We start from the raw sequence: 22,769 nt of genomic DNA on the forward strand, positions 1-22,769 counted from the left end.
CGCCTCCCGATGCCCTCCGCCCGGCCACCGGTCCATGTGACGGGGGCTGGTGAGGAACGGTCACGGTCCCGTCACACACGCCGCGCGGACCGGTCTCATCCGGCTGTGAGCCTGCTGTGCACCGCGCCACCGAGGGGCGGACGAACCGCACCGAGGGGCGGACGAACCGCCGAGGGGCGGACGAACCAAGGAGGCCGTCGTTGTGTCAGCGCTGCTCGTGACGCCCGCACCCGTGAAGCGCCGCGCCGCCGGGGCGCCGCCCGCCGGACCGCTCCGGCTCGGCCCCGTGTCCCCGGAGGAGTACCGCGCCTTCCTCGCCTCCCGCGCCACCGGCGCGGACGGCCCCGGCTTCCTCCAGCTCCCGTCCTGGGCCGGGGTGAAGGAGGGCTGGCGCCACCAGCTCCTCGGCTGGGGGCCGGAGGGCGGGCGGCTCACCGGCGTCGCCCTCGTCCTCCTCCGGGCCTTCCCCGGCACCCGCAAGCACTTCGCCTACCTCCCCGAAGGGCCCGTCGCCGACTGGGCCGACCCCGGCCTCGACCGCTGGCTCGACCCGCTCCTCGCCCACCTGCGGGCCTCCGGCGCCTTCGCCGTCCGCATCGGCCCCGCCCCCGCCCACCGCCGCTGGAGCGCCGCCACCGTCAAGGCCGCCACCGGCCCCGGCCGCCGCCTCGGCGACGTCCTCGCCGACGAGGTCGACCCCCTCGGCACCGCCGTCGCCGAACGGCTCCGCGCCCGCGGCTGGCGGCGCTGCGGCGGCGACTCCGAGGACGGCGCCGACGCCCAGCCCCGCCACGTCTTCCAGCTCCCGCTCACCGGCCGCACCCCCGACGACCTGTGGGCGGGCCTCAACCAGGAATGGCGGCGCAACGTCCGCAGGGCCCGGAAGTCCGGCGTCGAGATCACCGTGGGCTCCGCCGCCGACCTGCCCGAGTTCCACCGGCTGCTGCGGATCACCGAGGAGCGCGACGGCTTCCGCCTCGGCCGCTCCCTCGCCTACTACGAGCGGCAGTACGCCGTCCTCAACGCCGAGCACCACGGCCGGATGAAGCTCTACCTCGCCCGCCACGAGGGCGAGGTCCTCGCCGCCCACACCATGATCACCGTCGGGAAGCGGGTCTGGTACCAGACCGGCGCCTCCGCCGACCACCGCCGCGAGGTCCGTCCCTCCAACGCCCTCCAGTGGCGGATGCTCCTCGACGCCCACGCTCTCGGCGCCGCCGTCTACGACCTGCGCGGGGTACCCTCCACCCTCGATCCGGACGACCGCGCCCACGGGCTGCTGCGCTGGAAGCTCGGCACGGGCGGACAGGTCGTCGAGACGCTGGGGGAGTGGGAGACACCGATGCACGGCACGACCAACCAGGCGCTGTACCGCGCCTTCCAGGCGTACCTGGCCCGCCGATGAGCAACGGCACCACCCTCGCACCACCCGCGCCGGCCCGGCGGAAGCCCGCCTCCGCCCTCCGCAGCGGCGCGGTCATGGCGGCCGGCTCGATCGTCTCCCGCGCCACCGGCTTCGTCCGCGCCGCCGTCGTCGCCGCCGCGCTCGGCGCGGGCGCGGTCGCCGACGGCTACGCGGTGGGCAACTCCGTCCCCACCATCGTCTACACCCTCCTCCTCGGCGGCGCCCTCAACGCCGTCTTCGTCCCCGAACTGGTCAAGGCCGCCAAGGAGCACGAGGACGGCGGCGCCGCCTACACCGACCGCCTCCTCACCCTCTGCGCCCTCGCCCTCGCCGTCCTCGCCGCGGCCGCCGTCCTCGCCGCGCCCGCCCTCGTCGACGCGTACACCGACTACGAGGGCGGGCAGCGGGACCTGACGGTCGCCTTCATGCGGGCCTGCCTGCCGCAGATCCTCTTCCTCGGCCTCTTCACCCTCCTCGGGCAGGTCCTCAACGCCCGGGGCCGCTTCGGCGCCATGATGTGGACCCCCGTCCTCAACAACGTCGTGGCCGTCGCCGTCTTCGGCCTCTTCCTCGTGGTGAGCGACGGCGGCGCGCTCACCGCCGGCGAGGCCGCCCTCCTCGGCTGGGGCACCACCGCCGGCATCGCCGTCCAGGCCCTCGCCCTGCTGCCCTCCCTGCGCGCCGCCCGCTTCCGCTTCCGGCCCCGCTTCGACTGGCGCGGCAGCGGCCTGACCGCCCCGCTGCGCGCGGCCGGCTGGCTCGTCCTCCTCGTCCTCACCAACCAGGCCGCGTACTGGGTGACCACCTGGGTCGCCACCTCCGCGGGCTCCCCCTCCGCCGGGGCCGGCCCCTCCGGCGGCGCGGGCCTCGCCGCGTACAACAACGCCTACCTGCTGTGGGCCGTCCCGCACGGCATCGTCACCGTCTCCCTCGTCACCGCCCTCATGCCCCGGATGAGCGCCGCCGCCGCCGACGGCGACCTCGCCGCCGTCCACCGGGACGTCCGCCATGCCCAGCGCACCACCGCGGCCGCCGTCGTCCCCGCCGCCTGCGCCCTCCTCGCCCTCGCGGGGCCGCTGATGTCCGCCGTCTTCGGCCACGGCGCGACCGGCCCGGACGCCGTCCGCGCCATGGCCTGGCCGCTGACGGCCCTCGCCCCCGGCCTGGTCGCCCTCTCCGGGCAGTACGTGTGCACCCGCGCCTTCTACGCGCTCCGCGACACCCGCACCCCCTTCCTGCTCAACCTGGTGATCGCCGGCCTCAACGCGCTCCTCGCCCTCGCCGCGCACCACTGGCTCCCCGCCCGCTGGACCGTCACCGGCATGGCCGCCGGCTACTCGCTCGCCCTCTGGGCGGGCTGGGGCCTCACCGCCCACGTCCTCCGGCGCCGCCTCCCCGCCGTCGACGACGGCGGCACCGGGCTCGGCCGGCTGCTCCTCGCCGCCGCCCCCGCCGCCGGGTACGGCCTCTTCGCCGCAGGGGGAACCGCCTCCGCGGGCGCCGTCGTCTCCGGTCTCGCCGGCGCGGCCTGCGTCCTCGGCACCTTCGTCCTCCTCGCCCGGCCGCTGCGCCTCACCGAGGTCTCCGCCCTGCTCTCCGCAGTCACGGGCCGGCTCGCCCGCCGGGCCTGACCCGATCCGACCACCCGCCGGGGGCCCCCACCGGCACCCCCGCCGACCTTGGGATACTCCACGAATGCCTCGCGTGCTCCTCATCGAAGACGACCCCTCGGTCCGCGAGGGCGTCGAGCTCGGACTACGGCGCCGCGGCCACGAGGTGCGCACCGCCACCACCGGTGAGGCCGGTCTCGCCGCCCTCGGCGAGTTCCGCCCCGACCTGCTGCTGCTCGACCTCATGCTGCCCGGCATGAACGGCGTCCAGGTGTGCCGCCGGGTCCGCGAGAGCAGCCAGCTCCCGATCATCATGCTCACCGCCCGCGGCGACGACTTCGACGTGGTCGTCGGACTGGAGGCGGGCGCCGACGACTACATCGTCAAACCCGCCCGCACCGAGGTCATCGAGGCCCGCATCCGGGCCGTCCTGCGCCGCATCGAGGAGCCCGGCGGGGGCCGGCCCGCCGTCGAGCACCACGGCGACCTCGCCGTCGACCGGGCCGGACTCACCGTCGCCAAGGGCGGCGAACGGCTCGCCCTCGCCCCCTCCGAGCTCAAGCTGCTGCTCCACCTGACCGCCGCCCCCGAGCAGGTCTTCAGCCGCCAGCAGCTCCTGGAGCACGTGTGGGAGCACAACTACCACGGCGACGCCCGCCTGGTGGACGCCTGCGTGCGGCGGCTGCGCGCCAAGATCGAGGACACCCCCGGCGACCCCCGCTACATCCAGACCCTGCGCGGCTTCGGCTACCGCTTCGGACCGCTGTGAAGACCTGCGTGCCCCGGGAGGAGCCGGGGCGGGACACGAGGGACCTCCCCGGGGGGACCCCGTACGGGACCGGGGACCCGTACGGGACCGGGACCGGGGACGCGTACGGGAGCGGCGGCGGGGAGACCTCCAGGCGCGGGGACGGGAACGGGGACGCGGACGGCCGGGGCCGCGCCTGGAGGTCTCCCCGCCGCCTCCGCCTCCGGCCCTTCGGCCTGCGCACCCGTCTGGTCCTCGCCTTCCTCCTCGTCGCGGCGGTCGGCTGCGGCACCACCGCCGCCCTCACCTACCGGGCCGCCCGCAGCGCGATCCTGGAGCAGACGCAGAACACCGCCGTCTCCGCCTTCCGCGACCAGGTCGACGTCCTCGCCGTCCCCCTGCCGCCCGACGAGGACTCGCTGCGCGACACCCTCCTGAACCTCGCGGGGAAGGGCAAGCCGCGCCCCTGGCGGGTCTACGCCGAGTACGGCTCGCTGCGGGTCTCCTCCACCGACCGCCCCACCTCCTCCGTCATCACCCCGGAGCTGCGGGCCCGCGCCCACGCGCGGCAGGACACCCCGCACACCAGCTTCCAGCGGGTCGTCAAGAACGGCGTCCCGTACCTGACGATCGCGATCCCCGCCGTCTTCATCACCCGGGCCGGGGAGGAGGCCGCGCAGCCCACCGGCCTCGTCTTCTACGCCGTCATGGAACTGCGCGAGGAGGAGGCCAACGTCGAGGCCATGGTCACCGCCGCCCGCGACGGCGCCCTGCCCGCCCTCGCCATCGCCCTCGTCCCGGCGCTGATCGCCTCCCGGGGCGTCCTCCGCCCCGTCCGCGAACTGCGCCGCGCCGCCCACAGCATGGGCCGCGGCCGGCTCGACACCCGCATCCACGCCAAGGGCAGCGACGAACTCGCGGACCTGGCGAGGACGTTCAACGAGTCGGCCGCCGAACTGGAGCGTTCCGTCACCGAGTTGCGCCGCGCCGAGGCCCGCGCCCGCCGCTTCGCCTCCGACGTCTCGCACGAACTGCGCACCCCGCTCGCCGGGATGCTCGCCGTCACCGAGGTGCTCGACGAGGACGCCGAGGGCCTGGACAGCGACACCGCCCGCGCGGTCCGGCTGATCAGCGCCGAGACCGTCAAGCTCGCCGTGCTCGTCGAGGACCTGATGGAGATCTCCCGCTTCGACGCCCGTGCCGCCGAACTCCACACCGACGAGGTCGACGTCGCCGACTGCGTCCGCAAGACCCTGATCAGCCGCCGCTGGACGGACCCCGGGCAGGTCCACGCGGCCCTGGGGGAGGGCATCCGGGCCCGCCTCGACCCCCGCCGCTTCGACGTCGTCGTGGCCAACCTCGTCGGCAACGCGCTGCGGCACGGAAGGCCGCTGGTCACGGTCAGGGTGTACACCGACGGGAGCACCGGGAGCACCGGGAGCACCGGGGGAGCCACGGGCGACGAGGGCGCCGGGACCGGCGAGGCGGGGGTGCTCGTCGTCCAGGTCTCCGACCGCGGCCCCGGCATCCACCCGGACGTCCTGCCGCACGTCTTCGAGCGCTTCTACAAGGCCGACCCGGCCCGCGCCCGGTCGGCGGGCAGCGGCCTCGGCCTCGCGATCACCCAGGAGAACGTCCGGCTCCACGGCGGCACCGTCGAGGCCGCCAACCACCCGGCGGGGGGCGCCGTGTTCACCGTACGGATCCCGCTGTGAGGCGCCGGGCCGGGGCGGTCGCCGCCGGGCTGCTCCTGGCCGCCGCGGCGGCGACCGGCTGCGGCATCCAGGGCAGCGAGGTGGTGGAGGCGGGCGTCGCGCCGACCGTGGCCCTCGCGCAGATCCCGGAGAGCCGGATCCTGCTCTACTTCCTCGGCCCGGACGGAGAGCTGATGCCGGTCTCCCGCGAGGTCCCCTTCTCCTACCGGCCCGCCCCCGAGCGGACCGAGCGGGGCACCTTCGACGGCACCGGCACCGGCTTCGAGATCGACGCCGACCATCCGTACGCCTCCGGCCTCGCCACGGTGAAGGTGCTGGCCGCGCTGCTCGCGGGCCCCCGCCCGGCCGAGCAGCGGGCGGGCCTGGCCACCGAACTGCCCGCCGCGGGCGAACTGGTCCGGGTCGAGACCGACGGGACGGGCGGGATCCGGCTCCAGGTCCCCTTCCCGGCCCGGGAGCTGTCCGGCCGGGCGGTCTCCCAGCTGGTGTGCACGGCCGCCTACGCCGTCGACAGCTCCGGCACGCGCGCGGTGACGGTCGCGGGCCCGGACGGCACCCTCCCGGAGGCCACCTGCCCGGCGGCGGCCCCGCCGGGGGACGGCGACTAGGCCGGGGGAGGAGGACCGGGGGTCAGCGCCGCAGGTCGGCGAGGACCGCGTCGGTGAACGGCGTCCACGCCTCGATCGCCCACGGCCCGAAGGCCCGGTCGGTGAGCGCGACGCAGGCGGCGCGGGCGTCCGGGTCGATCCACAGGAAGGTGCCGGACTGGCCGAAGTGGCCGAAGGTCCGCGGCGAGGACGTGGTGCCGGTCCAGTGCGGGGACTTGCCGTCCCTGATCTCGAAGCCGAGCCCCCAGTCGTTGGGCCGCTGGTGCCCGTAGCCCGGCAGGATGCCGGTGAGGCCGGGGTACGCGACCGTCATCGCGTCCAGCACCGTCCGCGCGTCGAGCAGCCGCGGCGCCTGCACCTCGGCCGCGAAGCGCACCAGGTCGTCCACGGTCGACACGCCGTCCTTGGCGGGGGAGCCGTCGAGCGAGGTGGCCGTCATGCCCAGCGGCTCCAGGACCGCCTGGTGCAGGTAGTCGGCGAAGGGGATGTCGGTGGCCTTGGCGACCAGGTCGCCGAGGACCTCGAAGCCGGTGTTGGAATAGATCCGGCGGGTGCCGGGCGCGGCCATGACGCGGTTCTCGTCGAAGGCGAGGCCCGAGGTGTGGGCGAGCAGGTGCCGCACGGTCGCGCCCTCGGGACCGGCCGGCTCGTCGAGGTCGATCGCCCCCTCCTCGTACGCGACGAGCACCGCGTACGCCGCCAGCGGCTTGGTCACCGAGGCGAGCGGGAAGCGGTGCCCGGTCGGGCCGTGGCTCCCGGCCACCGTGCCGTCCGCGCGGACGACGGCCGCCGCCGCGGTGGGGACGGGCCAGTTCTCGATCCCCGCCAGGCTCGGCAGGCTGCTGCTCTCCATGGGGCCGAGCCTACTTGCTTCGAGTGCACTCCAACCTTTTAGCGTGGGGACATGAGCGCGATCGAGAGCACGCCCCGGCCACCGGCCGCCCGCAAGGACCGCTACACGATCAGCGAGGTCTCCGCCCTGACCGGGCTCAGCGCCCACACCCTGCGCTGGTACGAGCGGATCGGCCTCATGCCGCACGTCGACCGGTCGCACACCGGGCAGCGCCGCTTCACCGACCGCGACCTGGACTGGCTGGCCTTCGTCGGCAAACTGCGGCTCACCGGGATGCCCGTCGCCGACATGGTCCGCTACGCGGAGCTGGTGCGGGAGGGCGAGCACACCCACGCGGAGCGCCGGGCCCTCCTGGAGGCCACCCGCCGGGACGTGCTGAGCCGGATCTCCGAGCTCCGGTCCGCGCTCGCCGTGCTCGACCTCAAGATCGACCACTACGGAACCATCTGCGGAGGCTCTTCCTCATGAGCGAGAAGATCGACACCGTGCGCATCGGCGGCCCGGACGGACCCGAGGCGGGCGTCCAGGGCTTCGGCGCCATGGGCATCAGCGAGTTCTACGGCTCCACCGACGAGGCCGCCGCCCGCGACACCCTCGACGCGGCCCTGGAGGCCGGCGTCACCCTGATCGACACCGCCGACATGTACGGCAGCGGGGCCAACGAGGAGTTCCTCGCCCCCTTCGTCGCCGCCCACCGCGACGAGATCGTCCTCGCCACCAAGTTCGGCATCGAGCGCGATCCCGGGAACGGCGCGGGCCGGGGCATCCGCAACGACCGCGCCTACATCCGGCAGGCCGTCGAGGGCAGCCTGCGCCGTCTCGGCACCGACAGCATCGACCTGTACTACATGCACCGCCGCGACCCGGCCGTGCCCCTCGCCGAGTCCGTCGGCGCCATGGCCGAGCTCGTCGCCGAGGGCAAGGTCCGCCACCTCGGCCTCAGCGAGGTCACAGGCCCCGAGCTGCGCGAGGCGCACGCCGTCCACCCGATCGCCGCCCTCCAGTCGGAGTGGTCGCTCTTCTCCCGGGACGTCGAGCGCTCCGCCGTGGGCACCGCCGCCGAGCTGGGCGTCGCCTTCGTCCCGTACTCGCCGCTCGGCCGCGGTTTTCTCACCGGCGCCTTCGCCGACGCCGGAAGGGACCTGTCGGGCGACGACTTCCGCCGCCACCAGCCCCGCTTCAGCGGCGAGAACGCCGAGCGGAACGCGGCCCTCCTCGACCCGGTCCGGAAGATCGCCGCCGCCCACGGGGCGACCCCCGCGCAGATCGCCCTCGCCTGGGTGCAGCAGCGCGCCACCGTCCACGGCCTGACCGTGATCCCCATCCCCGGCACCCGCAAGCGGTCCCGCCTGGAGGAGAACGCCGCCGCCACCCGCATCGTCCTCACCGACGCCGAACTGGCCGAACTGGAGCCGCTCGCGGGCCTGGTGGCGGGCGACCGCTACCCGGACATGAGCCACACCGCGACCGCCCGCGAGGTCTGACCCGCCCGCCCCGGGCCCGCTCACGCGAGGCCCAGGGCGAAGACCGCGAAGCCCGCCGCGAGCACGCCCGCGAGCGCGCGGCGGGCCGGTCCGGTGCGCGTCCACGGCGACTCGAAGCGCCGCGCGTACCGCCCGATGAGCACGAGCAGTCCGGCGAAGACCGGCATCCAGGCCAGCCGGGCCAGGATCCAGCCGGCCGAGTCCGGCGCCCCGACGAGACCGGGCACCTCGCCGAGGTACGAGGCGGGGACGGCCGCGGCCAGCATCGCCGTCTGGTGCCAGCACAGGATCGTCATCGCCGACAGGTTGACCACGACGACCGGCGCCCACAGCGCGGGCCGCCGCAGCCACCGGCCGAGCCGGTCCCGCAGCAGGATCGCGGCCCCGCTCTGCGCGGCGGCGAGCGCCAGGACCAGCAGCGACGGCGGGTGCGAGTTGGTCCGGGCCTCGCCGGGGACGCCGACCATCGACGCCGGGTAGCCGAAGACCAGCAGCAGCGCGGCGAAGAGCGCCGCCCCGCCGAGCAGCAGCCCCCACGCGTGCCGGCGGTTCACCCGGCCCTCGCCCCAGGAGACGCCGAGCTGGTAAGCGAAGAGCCAGCCCGGCAGGATGTTCAGCAGGCTCAGCCAGGACGGCACGGCGTCCGCGTACGGGCCGTACCGCAGGAAGTCCACGACCGCGACCGAGCCGAGCAGCGGCGCCGCCGCCCACGCCCCGAACCGGCGCGCGGCCCGCACGCACAGCGGGGTCAGCGCCGTCACCACCGTGTACACCCCGACGAACCACAGCGGCTGGATCACCAGCGTCGACGCCGTCCGCAGGGTGTCCACCGGCACCCCGAACCCGTGGTGGAGCAGCGGCAGCAGCGCCGCCCACACGGCGGTCACCCCCAGCACCGGACGGCCGAGCCGGGCGAGCCGCCCGCCGAGCCAGGCGCGGACGGTGCCGGTCCTGCGGCGGAAGGACATCACGGAGGCACAGCCGCCGACCAGGAAGAAGATCCCCAGCATCTGGAGGACCCAGCTCGCCGGGGCGAGCGCGCCGAAGGAGGCGAGCGGCGAGGCGTTGTGGATCGCGCCGTCCGGGGAGAGCGTGAACCCGCCGAGCAGCCAGTGCCCGGTGGGCACCGCGAGCAGCGCGAGCGCCCGCAGCCCGTCCACGGCCCGGTCGCGGTGGGCGGGCGTGCCGGCCTCCACCTTCCGGACGAGGGCCTTCACGGGGGCGAGGAGCTTCGCGGGGGCGGGGGGCTTCGCGGGAGCGCCCGGGGCGGCGGGCTTCGCGGCGGCCGTGGGCGCGGGACGCGTCGTGGCGGGGGCACTCATCGGACGTCCCCCCCGGCGATCGCGGCGAAGGCGCGCAGGGAGGAGGTGCCGGGCGCGAAGTAGCCGTCGTGGCCGACCGCGTCGCCCGCCTCCACCGGCCGGGCCCCGAACTCGGGCGCGGCGGGATCGGCGCCGTGCCCGTACCCGCCCACCGAGAGGTACGGCACCCGGTCGATCCAGTCCGTCGGGTCCTTCGCCGCCCACACCCGGGCCGAGGTCCCCAGCGCCGCCGCGTTCTCCGCCCGCATGCCGGGGGAGCCGAAGACCACCAGGTCCTTCGCCTTCAGCCGGTGCGCGGCGAGTCCGCAGACCACGGAGCCGTAGCTGTGGCAGAAGACCGAGGGCTCGGGACGCACCCCGGCGGCCCGCAGCCCCTCCGCGAAGCGGACCAGCCGCTCGGCGCCCGCCTCCGCCAGCTCCCCGGAGGCGGCGTCGAGCCCGACGCCGACCGGGGTGGTGTAGCCGGCCCAGGCGACGACCGCGGTCCGCCCGCCGGTCGCCTCCCGCAGGGCGACGGCCTTCCGGGTGAGGGAGCCGGTGCGCCCGGCGTCCACGTCGGAGCCCGGCACGAGCACCGCGACCCGCTCGGCGGTCGCCAGGTCCCCGTACACCAGGACCACCTGGCCCCGGCCGCGCGGATCGTGCGCCAGGACCCGGGCCCCCGGGTGACGCCCTCCGGTGGTGCGGGAGTTGGCGGCGTACCGCAGCTCCAGCGGCGCCCCCTCCAGGTTCCCCACCACCGTCGGGTGCTCCCGGACGAGCCGCCGCCGCTCCCCGGGGCCGAGCCCGGCGAAGAAGCGGGCGATCCCCGCGGGGTCGGTCCGCTCCGGGTCCGGCAGGCCCGCCGCCCGCCACTCGGCGGTCCCCGGCGGCGGCCCGGTGACCGGCTCCTGCGCGGCCCCCGACGCCCAGCCGGCCGTACCCGCCACGACCGCCGTCACCATGACGGCGGTCACCAGGGTCCTCGTGATGCGGCGCATGCCCGCCCTCCCTCTCTCGTCCTCGGCCCGTGGGCCCCTGGACCTGTCGGTCCGTCGGCGAGAGGAAGGTAGGAAGACGGCGGGTGACGGCACGTCACACCGGGGAGCCAACTCCCGTGCCATACCCGGGTAGGGGGTGGACGAGGAGCCCGCCCCCGGCCCGGGGTGGGGCTAGCCCCCGGGGGTCACCAGGCCCGACTCGTAGGCGAAGACCACCGCCTGCGCGCGATCCCGCAGGTCGAGCTTGGCGAGCACCCGCCCGATGTGGGTCTTCACGGTCTGCTCGGCGAGCACCAGCCGCTCCGCGATCTCCTGGTTGGACAGCCCCCGGGCGATCAGTTCGAGCACCTCGGTCTCACGCGGCGTCAGACCGTTGAGCCGGAGCGCCGTCACGTCCTTGCGGCCGGCCGGGCGGGTGGCGGCGAAGTCGGCGATCAGCCGGCGGGTCACGGACGGCGCGAGCAGCGCGTCGCCCGCCGCCACGATCCGCACGGCGGCGATCAGGTCGGCCGGCGGCGCGTCCTTGAGCAGGAACCCGGACGCCCCGGCGCGCAGCGCCTCGTACACGTAGTCGTCGACGTCGAACGTGGTCAGCATCAGCACCTTGGGCCGGTGTGTCACCCCCGCCGGCGGGTGCAGGATCTCCCGGGCCGCCGCCAGCCCGTCCAGCTCCGGCATCCGCACGTCCATCAGCACCACGTCGGGGTGGACGGTCCGCGCCACCTCGACGCCCTGCCGCCCGTCCGGCGCCTCGCCCACCACGTCGATGTCGGCCTGCGCGGAGAGCAGCGCGGCGAACCCCGCCCGCACCATGGCCTGGTCGTCCACGATGATCACCCGAATGGTCACACGACACCCTTGCTTGTGAGACGGCCGCTGTCCGGCCGACTCTAGTGCGGGTCCGTGCCCGTGCCCGCGTCCGCCTTCGTTCCCGTCTCCGCCTTCGTCCCCGTCTCGGCCCCCGTCCCCGTCCCGGCGTCCGCCGGCCCCAGGGGCAGCAGGGCCGCCACGCGGAAGCCGCCGTCCGGCAGCGGGCCGGTGTCGAGGGTGCCGCCGGTCAGCCGGACGCGCTCCCGCATCCCGACGAGCCCGTGCCCGGTGCCCGATCCCTCCAGGGGCGAGACCGGCTCCGTGGCGGGTCCGTTGACCACCAGGACCGTCAGCCGGCCGGCGCCGTCCTCCCGCACCGACACCCGGGTCGGGGCGCCCGGCGCGTGCCGCACCACGTTGGCCAGCGCCTCCTGCACGATCCGGTACGCGGAGAGCCCCACCGCCTGCGGCACCTCGGTCCTCCTGCCGGCCAGCTCCGCCGCGAGCGCCAGCTCCGCCGGCACGCCCGCCCGCACGGTCGCCTCCACCAGCTGCTGGAGCCGGTCGAGGCCCGGCTGCGGGGCCCGCTCGCCCTCGCCGCCGTCGCTGCGGAGCACCGCGAGCAGCCGGCGCATCTCGGCCAGCGACTCCCGCGCGCTCCCCGCGATCGACGCGAACTCCTCGCGGGCCGCCTCCGGCAGCTCCGGGATGCGGTACGGGGCGGAGTCCGCCTGCACGGTGATCACCGACATGTGGTGGGCGACCACGTCGTGCAGCTCGCGGGCGATCCTGGCCCGCTCCTCCAGGAGCGTGCGGCGGGCCCGTTCGGCCTCGCTGATCGTCTCCTGCTCGGCGAGCCTGCGCTGGGCCTCGCTCCGGGCCCGCACCGCCGAGGCGAGCAGCAGCAGCACCCCGCTGAGCACGAAGAGGAGCGTGGAGACGCCCGTGTCGCCGTACGGCCGGACGGTCTCCAGGAGATAGCCGGCCGCGCCCGTCGCCAGCCACACCCCGATCAGGGTGCGGCGCGGCTCGCGCAGCCCGAGCGCGAGCATCAGCGCGCAGTAGCCGACGACGACCGGTGGGGTCCAGGGCCACAGCTGGGCACGGGGCCCGTCGGAGGCCAGCAGGACGAGCGCGCCCGCGACGTCGGCGGGGAAGACCACCCACCAGGCGTGCAGCGGCCGGGTGGCGGCGAGCAGCAGCGGCGCGGTCTGCGCCGTGGCGAGCGCCCCGGCGAGGGCGCCGGGCACGTCGTAGTCGGTGATGAGGAGGTTGACGGTGACCGGCAGGAGGGAGGCGACGAGCGCCACCCCGAAGCCGTACGGCAGCAGCCGCACCCAGCGCGAGGGCGAGCCGGCGAAGGGCGCGGCGCCGGTCTGCGCGGGCGGGGTGAAGGCCGCGTCCAGCGCCCCCACGACCGCCCGCGACCACCCCCGGACCCGCGCGGCCGCCCGCCGGGACGCCGACGGCGGGGATCCGGGCGGCGGGGACGCCGACCGCGGGGGCACCGGCGGGGGAGACGGCCGCTTCTGGAACGCTCTCATGACGGGCAAGCCTAGGTTCGCCGCCCGCCGCCGTCGTCGTACCAGGGGGGACGGTCGCGGGTGAGACCTGGGTATGAGACGGGGGTGTGAGACGTGGGGACGGGGTCGGGGGGGTACGGCTCCGAATCCCCTGCCCCCGTGACCGGTCCCGGCCCTCCGGCTCAGGCCCCGGGCCCGTCCGCCCCCGTCCCGCCTCCCCGCCCGCCCGGCTCCGTCCCGTCACGGCCCCACCCCGTCACAGCCCCGCCCCGTCACGGCCCCGTCCCGTCACAGCTCCGCCAGGAGTTCCGTCTTCTTCGCCGCGAATTCCTCGTCCGTCACCAGACCCGCCCGGTGCAGTTCGCCCAGGTGCCGAATCCTTTCGGCGACGGCGCCGGGGTCGCGGTGCCCCGGATCGGGCGCGCCCGCCGGGACGGGGGCGCGGTCCTTGGCGCGGATCGCAGAGAGGACCGCCGCCGCGAAGGGGAGGGAGTCGTGCACGGGGCCGTAGCCGAGGCCGAAGACGACCGACGCCGGGTCGTGGTCGGGCGGGTCCGTGCGGGGCGCGCCGCCCCGGGGCAGCAGCCGCAGGAACCCGCCGGGGGAGTCCGGCGAGCGCCACTCGACGCCGCTCAGCTCCCGCACCGAAAAGATCTGGTCACCGGTCTTCCACTTCTCCGACGTCGCCATGGTCGAGGACCAGCGGAAGGAGACCTCGGAGGAGCCGTCGAAGGTGGCCTTCCCGTCGTACGCCTTGAAGGAGCGCGGCCCCTGCGGCGCCGCGACCAGGAAGCCCGTGTCGACCCGGTCGTCCGGGTCCGCCGCGCCCGGCGGGACCACCGCGGCCAGCTCGTCGCGCCAGTGGGAGGCGAGGGCCTCCCGGTCGGCGGGCACCACCAGCCGGTACGGGTCGCAGGTCTCCTTGAGCTGCCCGGCCGCCGCCTCCATCAGGGGATCGGCGCCCGGCCGCGGCACGGCGTGCAGGACGACGGTGCCGCGCCTGCCCGGCGCGAGCACCGCGGAGGCCAGCGCCTCGTACGGCACGCGTCGCTCGCGCAGCGCCTGGAACAGCCTCGGCGTACGGATCCCCCGTTCGAAGCGGATGACGAGTGCGTCGCTCTCGAACTCCCAGGTGGCATGAATTCCGGCCAGCACATCACCCATACGCCTCATCGTAAGCGGCGCGTGCCCGTGCGTCGCCCCTCGGAACTATCAGGAAATTCCGTGATCTACGCGCGTCAGACGCCGGTCCCGCCGGAGATTCCCCCGTGGCAAGCGCTGTCGGCACGTGCGCAGACGACCCGTCCGAAGGCTCCGGTGCCGATCGCCGCGAAGTTGTCGAGGCTCCCGGTTCCGGGCTCGAAGTAGCCGCTGTGCCCGGCCGCCCCGGCCGCCGAGACCAGCCGTGCGCCGAACTCCGGCTCCACCGGGTCCGCCCCGTGCCCGACCCCGCCGACCTCCAGGTGGGGGACGTCCGCGATCCAGTCGGCGTCGTCCCGCATGGCCCATATCCGCGCCCGGGTGTCCAGCTCGGCCGCCGTCTCCACCCGCATCCCGGGGCTGCCGGCCACCGTCAGGTCGGTCACCCGCCCCGGGAGCCGGGGCGCGGCGAGCCCGCAGAGCACGGAGCCGTAGCTGTGGCAGAAGAGCGCCACCCGGGCCGTCCCCGGCAGGCCCTCGGTCATCCGGACGAGCCGGTCGGCGCCGGACGCGGCGAGCCGCCCGGTGACCGCGTCCACGCCCACCCGGGCGGGCGCGGTGTAGTCGGCCCACGCGATGACCGCGACCCGGGCGCGGGGCGCGGTGCGGCGCTCGGCCTCGTACAGGGCGCGCGCCATGCCGGCGGGGGCGGTGTAGCGGCCGTGGGTCTTCTGGAAGGTGAGGAGGTTGGTGTCGACGCCGGGCACGACCACCGACACCCGCCGGGCCCGCTCCAGGTCGCCGAGGACCTCGGCGGTCCGGCCGGTGCCGGTGGGGTCGAAGGCGAGGATCCGGCGGCCCGGCGCCAGCAGCGAGACGAAGCGGTCCACCCGGCGGCGGGCCTCGTGCCGGCCGTCGGCGGAGAGCCGGGGGTCGTCGAGGCGGGGCCGCTCGGCGGCGAGCGCCCGGGCGAGGCCGATCCGGTTGGCGCGGTAGCGCAGGGCGGGCGGTGCCCCGTCGAGGTTGCCGACGACGAACGGATGCCGCTCGGCGAGGCCCTCGGAGCGGTCCGGTCCCAGCGAGGCGAACCAGGCGGCGACCGTACGGGGCGGGGCGGTGGCCGGATCGGGCGGCGGGACGTCGCCGGTCCGCTCCCGCGCCCAGGCGGCCAGCGCGGCCTCCATCGACGGCCCGGACGCCGGCCGGTGCCGGATCGTGGTCCACCCGGTGGTGGCGAGCATGACGAGGACGACGCCCAGCACGAGGAGGGTGCGCAGGACGACGAGGGACGGCGGGACGTCGGCGGAGGTCACGGGCGGACACCCTAGACGGCGAAGATGACGCGCCCGTCGTCGCACCCGTCGGCACGGCCGTCGCGCACCGGAGGGTACGGCCGTCGTCGCACCCGTGGGTGCGACGGCCGGGGACCTGCCGGTACGACCGCCGAGGCCCGTCGGTGCGACGGCCGGGACCTTCCGGTGCGGCTGCCGGACACCTGTCGGCGCGGACCGCCCGGGACCCGTCGGCACGACCCGTCCACAGGTCCCCCGGCGCGCCCGTCCGGGCCCTCCGGAGGTCCCGGGACGGTCAGCCGCGCGGGGCGCCCGGTTCCCGCCAGTGCAGCGAGAGCGCGGGGCCCAGGTGGTCCAGGTAGCGCTCGGTGAGGGCGCGGATCCCCTCCAGGGTGCGGTCCGGGCCCTTGCCCCACATCTGGCCGGTGACGCGCATCACTCCGCCGAAGGCGGCCACCGCGATCCGGGGGCGCGGGTCGGCGTCCACGTCGAGCCCCTCGCGGCGGGCGACGACGCGGGCGATCGTCTCCTCCATCTCGCTGGACCGGCGCAGGTGCGCGGCGAGCAGCGCCGGCGTCGACTCGATCATGAAGAAGGTCTTCAGGTACAGCTCGACCGGGACGATCCGGTCGATCACGTCGCCCACGTCGTCCCACGCGGCGAGCACCGCGTGGCGCATCGCGTCGAAGGGGCCCTCCTCGGGAGGGCGCCGGACGAGCGCCCTGACGAACTCCTCCTCCACCATCCGCTGGACGGCGAAGGCGACCTCCTCCTTGGAGGAGAAGTAGCGGAAGAAGGTGCGCTGGGAGACCTCGACGGCCTCCGCGATCTCGTCGACGGTGGTCCGCTCGTACCCCTGGGTGGTGAAGAGCTCCAGGGACACCTGGATGAGCGCGTCGCGCGTGCGCTGCTTCTTCCGCTCGCGCAGTCCGGGCGCGGAAGGTCCGGGCGCGGGCACGGTCAACAGAGTCTCTTTTCGGTCGATTGCGGGAGTTTCTTCGCGCTCAGGGTACCTGTGAGCTACGTGACAGTTACCGACGCGTGAATCGCTTTGTCAATTGTCAGTGGCTGTCACTAGCCTCGTTCCCATGACTAGTCAGACCACCGTGGAAAAGGCCCCGCAGGGCCAGGGGGGCGTCCGGGAGCCTGGTCCGGTCCCGGCGAAGGGCCTGCGCGGCCACCCCTGGCTGACCCTGTTCTCCGTCGCCGTGGGCGTCATGATGGTCGCCCTCGACGGCACCATCGTCGCCATCGCCAACCCCGCCATCCAGGCCGATCTCGGCGCCTCCCTGGACCAGCTCCAGTGGATCACCAACGGCTACCTGCTCGCGCTCGCCGTCGCCCTGATCACCGCCGGCAAGCTCGGTGACCGCTTCGGCCACCGCCAGACCTTCCTCATCGGCATCGCCGGCTTCGCCGCCGCGTCGGGCGCCATCGGCCTCTCCGACTCGATCGCCGCCGTCATCGCCTTCCGCGTCTTCCAGGGCCTGTTCGGCGCCCTGCTGATGCCGGCCGCCCTCGGCCTGCTCCGCGCCACCTTCCCCGCCGAGAAGCTGAACATGGCCATCGGCATCTGGGGCATGGTCATCGGCGCCTCCACCGCCGGCGGCCCGATCCTCGGCGGCTTCCTCGTCGAGCACGTCAGCTGGCAGTCCGTCTTCTTCATCAACGTGCCGGTCGGCGTCCTCGCCCTCGTGCTCGGCCTGGTGATCCTCCGGGACCACCGCGCGGAGAACGCGCCGCGCTCCTTCGACGTCCTCGGCATCGTGCTGCTCTCCAGCGCGATGGGCCTGCTCGTCTGGAGCCTCATCCAGGCCGGTGCGGAGTGGGGCTGGACCAGCGGCAACACCTGGGGCTGCCTGCTCGGTTCCGTCGTCCTCTTCGCGGTCTTCGCGGTCTGGGAGACGAAGGTCGCCGAGCCGCTCATCCCGCTCGGCATGTTCCGCTCCGTGCCGCTCTCGGCCGGCGTGGTGCTGATGGTCCTCATGGCCTTCGCCTTCATGGGCGGCCTGTTCTTCGTGACCTTCTACCTCCAGGGCGTGAAGGGCCTCGGCCCGATCGACGCCGGTCTGCGCCTGCTGCCGCTGACCGCGATGATGATCGTCTCCTCGCCGCTGGCGGGCGCCCTCATCACCAAGTTCGGCCCCCGGGTGCCGCTGGTCGGCGGCATGGTCTGCACGGCCGCCGCGATGTTCGGCATGATCACCCTCTCGGCCGGCACCAGCACCCTCGTCATGTCCCTGTGGTTCGCCCTCCTCGGCCTGGGCCTCGCCCCGGTCATGGTCGGCGCCACCGAGGTCATCGTGGGCAACGCGCCGCTGGAGCTCTCCGGCGTCGCGGGCGGCCTCCAGCAGGCCGCCATGCAGGTCGGCGGCGCGCTCGGCACCGCCGTGCTCGGCGCGGTGATGGCCTCCAAGGTCTCCTCCTCCTTCGAGGGGAACTGGAAGGAGGCCGGCATCCCGGTCCCGGCCGACCCGCGCCTGGCGGAGGCCGCCGAGTTCGGCATGGCCCCGCAGGAGATGGCGAAGGCGCCCGGCATGACCCCGGACCTCTTCGCGAAGATCTCCGACGTCATCCACGACACCTTCCTCGAAGGCATGGGCCTGGCCTTCACCGTCGCCGGCGTGGTGGCGGTGGTGGCGGCCCTGGTCGCCACGCTGACCAAGCGCGGCGAGAACGTGCAGGAGGGCATGGGCGGCGGTCACATCTGACCCGCCCGACCCGGGCTTCCCCGGTCCGGGTCCCTTGAGGGGCCGTCACCCGTTCGAAGGAACGGGGGCGGCCCCTCTTCCGTTCACGGGGTCACCTCCTCCATGCTTTCGATTGCAGAGAGTGACGACATGGGGGTTGATCTGCATGAACGCGAAGACGATGGCGGTACTCACGGGGACGGCCGCCCTGCTCCTGGCCACCCTCCCGGCGACGGCCGCCCCGGCCGCCCCGGCCGTCCAGGGGGCACGGACGGCGCCGGCGGCCCCGATGGCCCCCACGGCGGCCGTCGCCCCGGCCGCCGGGGCCGCCGGGGCCGCGACGGGGGTCTGCGGGCCCGGGAGGCTCTGCCTCTGGCCACGGCCCGACTTCAAGGGCAGGCCGTGGACGTACGAGCTGGCGACGACCGACCTCGACAGCTGCGTCGCCCTCCCGGCCGGGGCCTCGGCCCAGTCCCTCGCCGTCCGCACGGGACGCCCCGTGACCACGTACCAGTCGGGGGAGTGCGCGGAGGCGGGCGAGTTCGAGACGTACCCGGGCCGGGGCACCTGGGTCCCCCAGACGCCCTACGAGGTCAGGGCCTTCAAACTCTGGGAGCGCTAGAGGCCCCCGCCCCCGCCCCCGCTCCCGTCTCCGGTGCCGCGGGCTCCGGTGCGGCGGGCTCCGGCACGGCCCGCGGGGGGACCGGGCCCGAGAGGCGGGCCACTTCGGCGCGGAGCTCGCGGACCTCCCGGGTCAGCGTCTCCAGGAGCTCCGTCTGCCGGCGCTCCACCGCGTCGTCCCGCTCGAAGCGGGAGATGAACCAGGCCGCGATGTTGGCTGTGACCACACCGAGCAGGGCGATCCCGGAGAGCATCAGCCCGACCGCCAGCACCCGCCCGAGACCGGTCGTCGGGGCGTGGTCGCCGTAGCCGACCGTCGTCATCGTGGTGAAGGACCACCAGACGGCGTCGCCCAGGGTCTTGATGTTCCCGTTCGGGGCGTCCCGCTCGACGTGCAGCACCGCCAGCGAGCCGAACATCATCAGCCCGACCACCGCGCCCGCCACATAGGTGGTGAGCGTTATCTGCGGGGCCATCCGGGCCCGCCGGCCCACGAGGAGGAGCGTGGAGACCACCCGCAGCAGCCGCAGCGGCTGCACCAGCGGCAGGAGGACCGCGAGGAGGTCGAGGGGGTGGGAGCGGACGAACGCCCAGCGGGACGGGGCGAGACAGAGCCGGACCAGGTAGTCTGCCGCGAAGGCGCCCCACACGGCCCACTCCACGACGTGGCACAGCCGGAGCACCCACGCCTCGGCGCCGGGCGCGACGATCGGCACCGCGTACGCGACGCCGAAGGCCACCGCGAGCACCAGCAGCGGGGTCTGGGTGCGCTCTTCCCAGCGGACCTTCGGCGGGCGCTGCTTCTTCACGGACATGCGGGGCATCGTAAGGAATGCCGAAGGGCGGCGGAGCCACCGGCCCCACCGCCCCTCACCAGGCGCTACGTCCTCCGGGAGGCGTGCCCCGTCAGGCGTCGCCGCCCGCGGGACCCGGATCGGCGGCCGCCACGTCCAGGAGCTGGTAGCGGTCCACCGCCTGCTTCAGGACCGCCCGGTCCACCTTGCCGTCGCGGGCCAGCTCGGTCAGCACCGCGAGCACGATCGACTGGGCGTCGATGTGGAAGTAGCGGCGGGCGGCGCCGCGGGTGTCCGCGAAGCCGAAGCCGTCCGCACCGAGGGAGGTGTACGAGCCGGGGACCCAGCGGGCGATCTGGTCCGGCACCGAACGCATCCAGTCCGAGACCGCCACGAAGGGGCCCTCGGCCGCCTGGAGCTTGCGGGTCACGTACGGGACGCGCTGCTCCTCGTCCGGGTGGAGCAGGTTGTGCTCCTCCACGGCCACGGCCTCGCGGCGCAGCTCGTTCCACGAGGTCGCGGACCAGACGTCGGCCCTGACGTTCCACTCCTCGGCGAGGATCCGCTGCGCCTCGACCGCCCACGGCACGGCGACGCCGGAGGCCATGATCTGCGCCGGGATCGCGCCCGCCTCGGCGGCCTTGAAGCGGTGGATGCCCTGGAGGATGCCCTCCACGTCCACGTCGTCCGGCTCGGCGGGGTGCCGGATCGGCTCGTTGTAGACCGTCAGGTAGTAGAAGACGTCCTCCGCCTGGGGGCCGTACATCCGGCGCAGACCGTCCTTGACGATGTGCGCGATCTCGAACCCGAACGCCGGGTCGTAGGCGATGCAGGCCGGGTTCGTCGAGGCGAGGAGGTGCGAGTGTCCGTCCGCGTGCTGGAGGCCCTCGCCGGTCAGCGTGGTGCGGCCGGCCGTGGCGCCCAGGACGAAGCCGCGCGCGAGCTGGTCGGCCATCTGCCAGAACTGGTCGCCGGTCCGCTGGAAGCCGAACATCGAGTAGAAGACGTAGACCGGGATCAGCGGCTCGCCGTGGGTGGCGTAGGCCGAGCCGGCGGCGATCAGCGAGGCCGTGCAGCCGGCCTCGGAGATGCCGTCGTGCAGCATCTGGCCGCTCGGCGACTCCTTGTAGGCGAGGAGGAGTTCGCGGTCCACCGCCTCGTACTGCTGCCCCAGCGGGTTGTAGATCTTGGCGCTCGGGAAGAAGGAGTCCATGCCGAAGGTGCGGTACTCGTCGGGGGCGATCAGCACGAAGCGCTTGCCGATCTCCTTGTCCCGCATCAGGTCCTTCAGCAGCCGGACGAAGGCCATGGTGGTGGCGATCGACTGCTGGCCCGAGCCCTTGCGGACCGCCGCGTAGGTCTTGTCGTCCGGCAGCGCCAGCGGCCTCGACCGCACCACGCGGGTCGGCACGTAGCCGCCGAGCCCGCTGCGGCGGTCGTGCATGTACTGGATCTCCTCGGAGTCCCGGCCCGGGTGGTAGTACGGCGGCAGGCCGGACTCCAGCTCCTTGTCGGTCACCGGGATGTGCAGCCGGTCCCGGAAGCGCTTCAGGTCGTCGACCGTCAGCTTCTTCATCTGGTGGGTGGCGTTGCGGCCCTCGAAGTTGGGGCCGAGGGTCCAGCCCTTGACCGTCTGGGCCAGGATCACCGTCGGCTGGCCCTTGTGGGCCTTGGCCGCGGCGTAGGCCGCGTAGATCTTCTTGTGGTCGTGGCCGCCGCGGCCCAGGTGGAGGATCTGCTGGTCCGACATGGACTCGACCATGGCCCGCAGCCGGTGGTCGTCGCCGAAGAAGTGGTCGCGGATGTACCCGCCGGTCTCCGTGGCGTACGTCTGGAACTGCCCGTCCGGGGTGGTGTTCAGCTTGTTCACCAGGATGCCGTCGCGGTCCTGGGCGAGCAGCGGGTCCCAGGAGCGGTCCCAGATCAGCTTGATGACGTTCCAGCCGTTGCCCCGGAAGATCGACTCCAGCTCCTGGATGATCTTGCCGTTGCCGCGGACCGGGCCGTCGAGCCGCTGGAGGTTGCAGTTGACGACGAAGGTGAGGTTGTCGAGGCCCTCGCGGGCCGCGATGGAGAGCTGGCCGAGCGACTCGACCTCGTCCATCTCGCCGTCGCCGAGGAAGGCCCACACGTGGGACTTGGAGGTGTCGGCGATCCCGCGCGCCTCCATGTACCGGTTCATCCGGGCCTGGTAGATCGCGCCGAGCGGGCCGAGGCCCATCGACACGGTCGGGAACTCCCAGAAGTCCGGCATCAGCCGCGGGTGCGGGTAGGACGACAGCCCGTTCGGGTACTTCGACTTCTCCTGGCGGAAGCCGTCGAGCTGGGTCGCCGTCAGCCGGTCGAGGAGGAAGGCGCGGGCGTAGATGCCGGGGGAGGCGTGCCCCTGGAAGAAGATCTGGTCGCCGCCGTCGCCCTCGTCCTTGCCCCGGAAGAAGTGGTTGAAGCCCACGTCGTAGAGGGAGGCCGAGGAGGCGAAGGTGGCGATGTGGCCGCCGACGCCGATGCCCGGGCGCTGGGCCCGCGACACCATCACGGCCGCGTTCCACCGGGTGGCGTTGAGGACCTTGCGCTCGATCTCCTCGTTGCCGGGGAAGAAGGGCTCGTCCCTGGTGGCGATGGTGTTGACGTAGTCCGTGCTGCGCATCTCGGGCACGGCCACCCGCTTCTCGCGGGCGCGCTCGATCAGCCGCAGCATCAGGTAGCGGGCCCGTTCCCGGCCCCGCTCGTCGACCGCCGCGTCCAGGGAGTCGAGCCACTCCTGGGTCTCTTCGGGGTCAAAATCGGGGACCTGGCTGGGAAGGCCGCCAATGATGATCGGGTTGCGATCGGATCCGGGAGCCACGCTGTTCCTTCGCTGGTCGGGGGGAGTCCCACGAGGGAGAGCCCCATGGAGGCCGAGGTGCCCTGGGCCGGGACGTCCATCGTGTACCCGGCTCGCGGCACACGTCATCTTTGCCGAGAGGTGGCCGTCCCCGCGCCCTCCCCGGGCAAGGGGTGTGGTCAAATCGCAACCTTACGCCCAATCCGCGCATGCGTTTCGTCAAGGCGTTCGGCAGACTGAAGCCGTAGAAACCCGCGAAGCGGGACGAATCGTGTTTCCCTGATCACGGAGCGCTGTCGAACTGCGTCGGAAGTTGCGGTGAGACGGCCCCAAACGTCACCGTTTCGGCG

Annotated in this window: 19 protein-coding genes; 9 read left to right on the forward strand and 10 right to left on the reverse strand. The window is 74.5% G+C overall.

Annotated features, from left to right (window positions below):
- Positions 1-202 precede the first annotated feature (202 nt).
- The 5 genes from IE326_RS18665 (at position 203) to IE326_RS18685 (ending at position 6,086) form a co-directional block, all read left to right on the forward strand.
- Positions 203-1,405, forward strand: a complete 1,203-nt coding sequence (locus tag IE326_RS18665) for a lipid II:glycine glycyltransferase FemX (RefSeq protein WP_190042086.1) — start codon at positions 203-205, stop codon at positions 1,403-1,405.
- Entirely contained in the window at positions 1,402-3,036 is a 1,635-nt protein-coding gene (murJ, locus tag IE326_RS18670; RefSeq protein WP_190042087.1) for a murein biosynthesis integral membrane protein MurJ, read from the forward strand. Before IE326_RS18665 ends, murJ begins: the two co-directional genes overlap by 4 nt.
- Positions 3,037-3,100: 64 nt before the next feature.
- A complete protein-coding gene (locus IE326_RS18675; protein WP_150227997.1) occupies positions 3,101-3,784 on the forward strand; it encodes a response regulator in 684 nt (227 codons plus the stop codon).
- 8 nt (positions 3,785-3,792) lie between these two features.
- Positions 3,793-5,478: an ATP-binding protein gene (locus tag IE326_RS18680; protein ID WP_373310213.1), complete on the forward strand. Its 1,686-nt coding sequence runs from the start codon at positions 3,793-3,795 to the stop codon at positions 5,476-5,478.
- A complete protein-coding gene (locus IE326_RS18685; protein ID WP_150227996.1) occupies positions 5,475-6,086 on the forward strand; it encodes a hypothetical protein in 612 nt (203 codons plus the stop codon). Before IE326_RS18680 ends, IE326_RS18685 begins: the two co-directional genes overlap by 4 nt.
- Positions 6,087-6,108: 22 nt before the next feature.
- On the opposite strand, the gene IE326_RS18690 is transcribed toward IE326_RS18685, so the two are convergent.
- A complete protein-coding gene (locus IE326_RS18690; RefSeq protein ID WP_150227995.1) occupies positions 6,109-6,939 on the reverse strand; it encodes a serine hydrolase domain-containing protein in 831 nt (276 codons plus the stop codon).
- A gap of 51 nt (positions 6,940-6,990) precedes the next feature.
- On the opposite strand from IE326_RS18690, the gene IE326_RS18695 reads away from it, so the two are divergent.
- Positions 6,991-7,407 (forward strand): MerR family transcriptional regulator, encoded by a 417-nt coding sequence (locus IE326_RS18695; protein WP_150227994.1) that lies wholly within the window; start codon positions 6,991-6,993, stop codon positions 7,405-7,407.
- Entirely contained in the window at positions 7,404-8,423 is a 1,020-nt protein-coding gene (locus IE326_RS18700; RefSeq protein WP_190042088.1) for an aldo/keto reductase, read from the forward strand. The genes IE326_RS18695 and IE326_RS18700 overlap by 4 nt, the downstream gene beginning before the upstream one ends.
- Positions 8,424-8,443: 20 nt before the next feature.
- Here IE326_RS18700 and IE326_RS18705 read toward each other — a convergent pair whose 3' ends face one another.
- The 7 genes from IE326_RS18705 to IE326_RS18735 form a co-directional block, all read right to left on the reverse strand.
- Entirely contained in the window at positions 8,444-9,745 is a 1,302-nt protein-coding gene (locus tag IE326_RS18705) for an acyltransferase family protein (protein ID WP_229915396.1), read from the reverse strand.
- A complete protein-coding gene (locus tag IE326_RS18710; protein ID WP_150227992.1) occupies positions 9,742-10,725 on the reverse strand; it encodes an alpha/beta hydrolase in 984 nt (327 codons plus the stop codon). The genes IE326_RS18705 and IE326_RS18710 overlap by 4 nt, the downstream gene beginning before the upstream one ends.
- 171 nt (positions 10,726-10,896) lie before the next feature.
- Positions 10,897-11,574, reverse strand: coding sequence for a response regulator (locus IE326_RS18715; RefSeq protein WP_150227991.1), 678 nt, complete (start codon positions 11,572-11,574; stop codon positions 10,897-10,899).
- A gap of 41 nt (positions 11,575-11,615) precedes the next feature.
- Complete coding sequence (locus IE326_RS18720) at positions 11,616-13,079, reverse strand: sensor histidine kinase (protein ID WP_229915397.1); 1,464 nt, start codon at positions 13,077-13,079, stop codon at positions 11,616-11,618.
- Positions 13,080-13,346: 267 nt separating this feature from the next.
- Entirely contained in the window at positions 13,347-14,222 is an 876-nt protein-coding gene (locus IE326_RS18725) for a DUF4429 domain-containing protein (protein WP_190042089.1), read from the reverse strand.
- 74 nt (positions 14,223-14,296) lie between these two features.
- Positions 14,297-15,511, reverse strand: a complete 1,215-nt coding sequence (locus IE326_RS18730) for an alpha/beta hydrolase (RefSeq protein ID WP_190042090.1) — start codon at positions 15,509-15,511, stop codon at positions 14,297-14,299.
- Positions 15,512-15,785: 274 nt separating this feature from the next.
- The gene (locus IE326_RS18735; protein WP_170313807.1) at positions 15,786-16,454 is read right to left on the reverse strand and encodes a TetR/AcrR family transcriptional regulator; all 669 of its coding nucleotides are present in this window, start codon (positions 16,452-16,454) and stop codon (positions 15,786-15,788) included.
- Positions 16,455-16,578: 124 nt separating this feature from the next.
- Between IE326_RS18735 and IE326_RS18740 the strand changes: the two genes are divergently transcribed.
- Together IE326_RS18740 and IE326_RS18745 are read left to right on the forward strand one after the other, a co-directional pair.
- On the forward strand, positions 16,579-18,201 hold the full coding sequence (locus IE326_RS18740; protein WP_150227987.1) for an MFS transporter: 1,623 nt from the start codon (positions 16,579-16,581) through the stop codon (positions 18,199-18,201).
- A gap of 145 nt (positions 18,202-18,346) precedes the next feature.
- Positions 18,347-18,802, forward strand: coding sequence for a peptidase inhibitor family I36 protein (locus tag IE326_RS18745; RefSeq protein ID WP_229915398.1), 456 nt, complete (start codon positions 18,347-18,349; stop codon positions 18,800-18,802).
- Here IE326_RS18745 and IE326_RS18750 read toward each other — a convergent pair.
- Positions 18,783-19,616 (reverse strand): potassium channel family protein, encoded by an 834-nt coding sequence (locus tag IE326_RS18750; RefSeq protein WP_373310214.1) that lies wholly within the window; start codon positions 19,614-19,616, stop codon positions 18,783-18,785. The two genes, IE326_RS18745 and IE326_RS18750, sit on opposite strands and share 20 nt — an antisense overlap.
- Before the next feature lie 91 nt (positions 19,617-19,707).
- On the reverse strand, positions 19,708-22,440 hold the full coding sequence (gene aceE / locus IE326_RS18755) for a pyruvate dehydrogenase (acetyl-transferring), homodimeric type (RefSeq protein WP_150227985.1): 2,733 nt from the start codon (positions 22,438-22,440) through the stop codon (positions 19,708-19,710).
- Positions 22,441-22,769 lie beyond the last annotated feature (329 nt).

The organism is Streptomyces filamentosus, assembly GCF_014654895.1.
Classification (GTDB): Bacteria; Actinomycetota; Actinomycetes; order Streptomycetales; family Streptomycetaceae; genus Streptomyces; species Streptomyces filamentosus.

Coding starts and splice junctions, on each gene's coding strand:
- murJ (WP_190042087.1), top strand. CDS start 1,402: ATGAGCAACGGCACCACCCTCGCACCACCCGCGCCGGCCCGGCGGAAG.
- IE326_RS18675 (WP_150227997.1), top strand. CDS start 3,101: ATGCCTCGCGTGCTCCTCATCGAAGACGACCCCTCGGTCCGCGAGGGC.
- IE326_RS18690 (WP_150227995.1), bottom strand. CDS start 6,939: ATGGAGAGCAGCAGCCTGCCGAGCCTGGCGGGGATCGAGAACTGGCCC.
- IE326_RS18695 (WP_150227994.1), top strand. CDS start 6,991: ATGAGCGCGATCGAGAGCACGCCCCGGCCACCGGCCGCCCGCAAGGAC.
- IE326_RS18700 (WP_190042088.1), top strand. CDS start 7,404: ATGAGCGAGAAGATCGACACCGTGCGCATCGGCGGCCCGGACGGACCC.
- IE326_RS18705 (WP_229915396.1), bottom strand. CDS start 9,745: ATGAGTGCCCCCGCCACGACGCGTCCCGCGCCCACGGCCGCCGCGAAG.
- IE326_RS18710 (WP_150227992.1), bottom strand. CDS start 10,725: ATGCGCCGCATCACGAGGACCCTGGTGACCGCCGTCATGGTGACGGCG.
- IE326_RS18720 (WP_229915397.1), bottom strand. CDS start 13,079: ATGAGAGCGTTCCAGAAGCGGCCGTCTCCCCCGCCGGTGCCCCCGCGG.
- IE326_RS18725 (WP_190042089.1), bottom strand. CDS start 14,222: ATGGGTGATGTGCTGGCCGGAATTCATGCCACCTGGGAGTTCGAGAGC.
- IE326_RS18740 (WP_150227987.1), top strand. CDS start 16,579: ATGACTAGTCAGACCACCGTGGAAAAGGCCCCGCAGGGCCAGGGGGGC.
- IE326_RS18745 (WP_229915398.1), top strand. CDS start 18,347: ATGAACGCGAAGACGATGGCGGTACTCACGGGGACGGCCGCCCTGCTC.
- IE326_RS18750 (WP_373310214.1), bottom strand. CDS start 19,616: ATGTCCGTGAAGAAGCAGCGCCCGCCGAAGGTCCGCTGGGAAGAGCGC.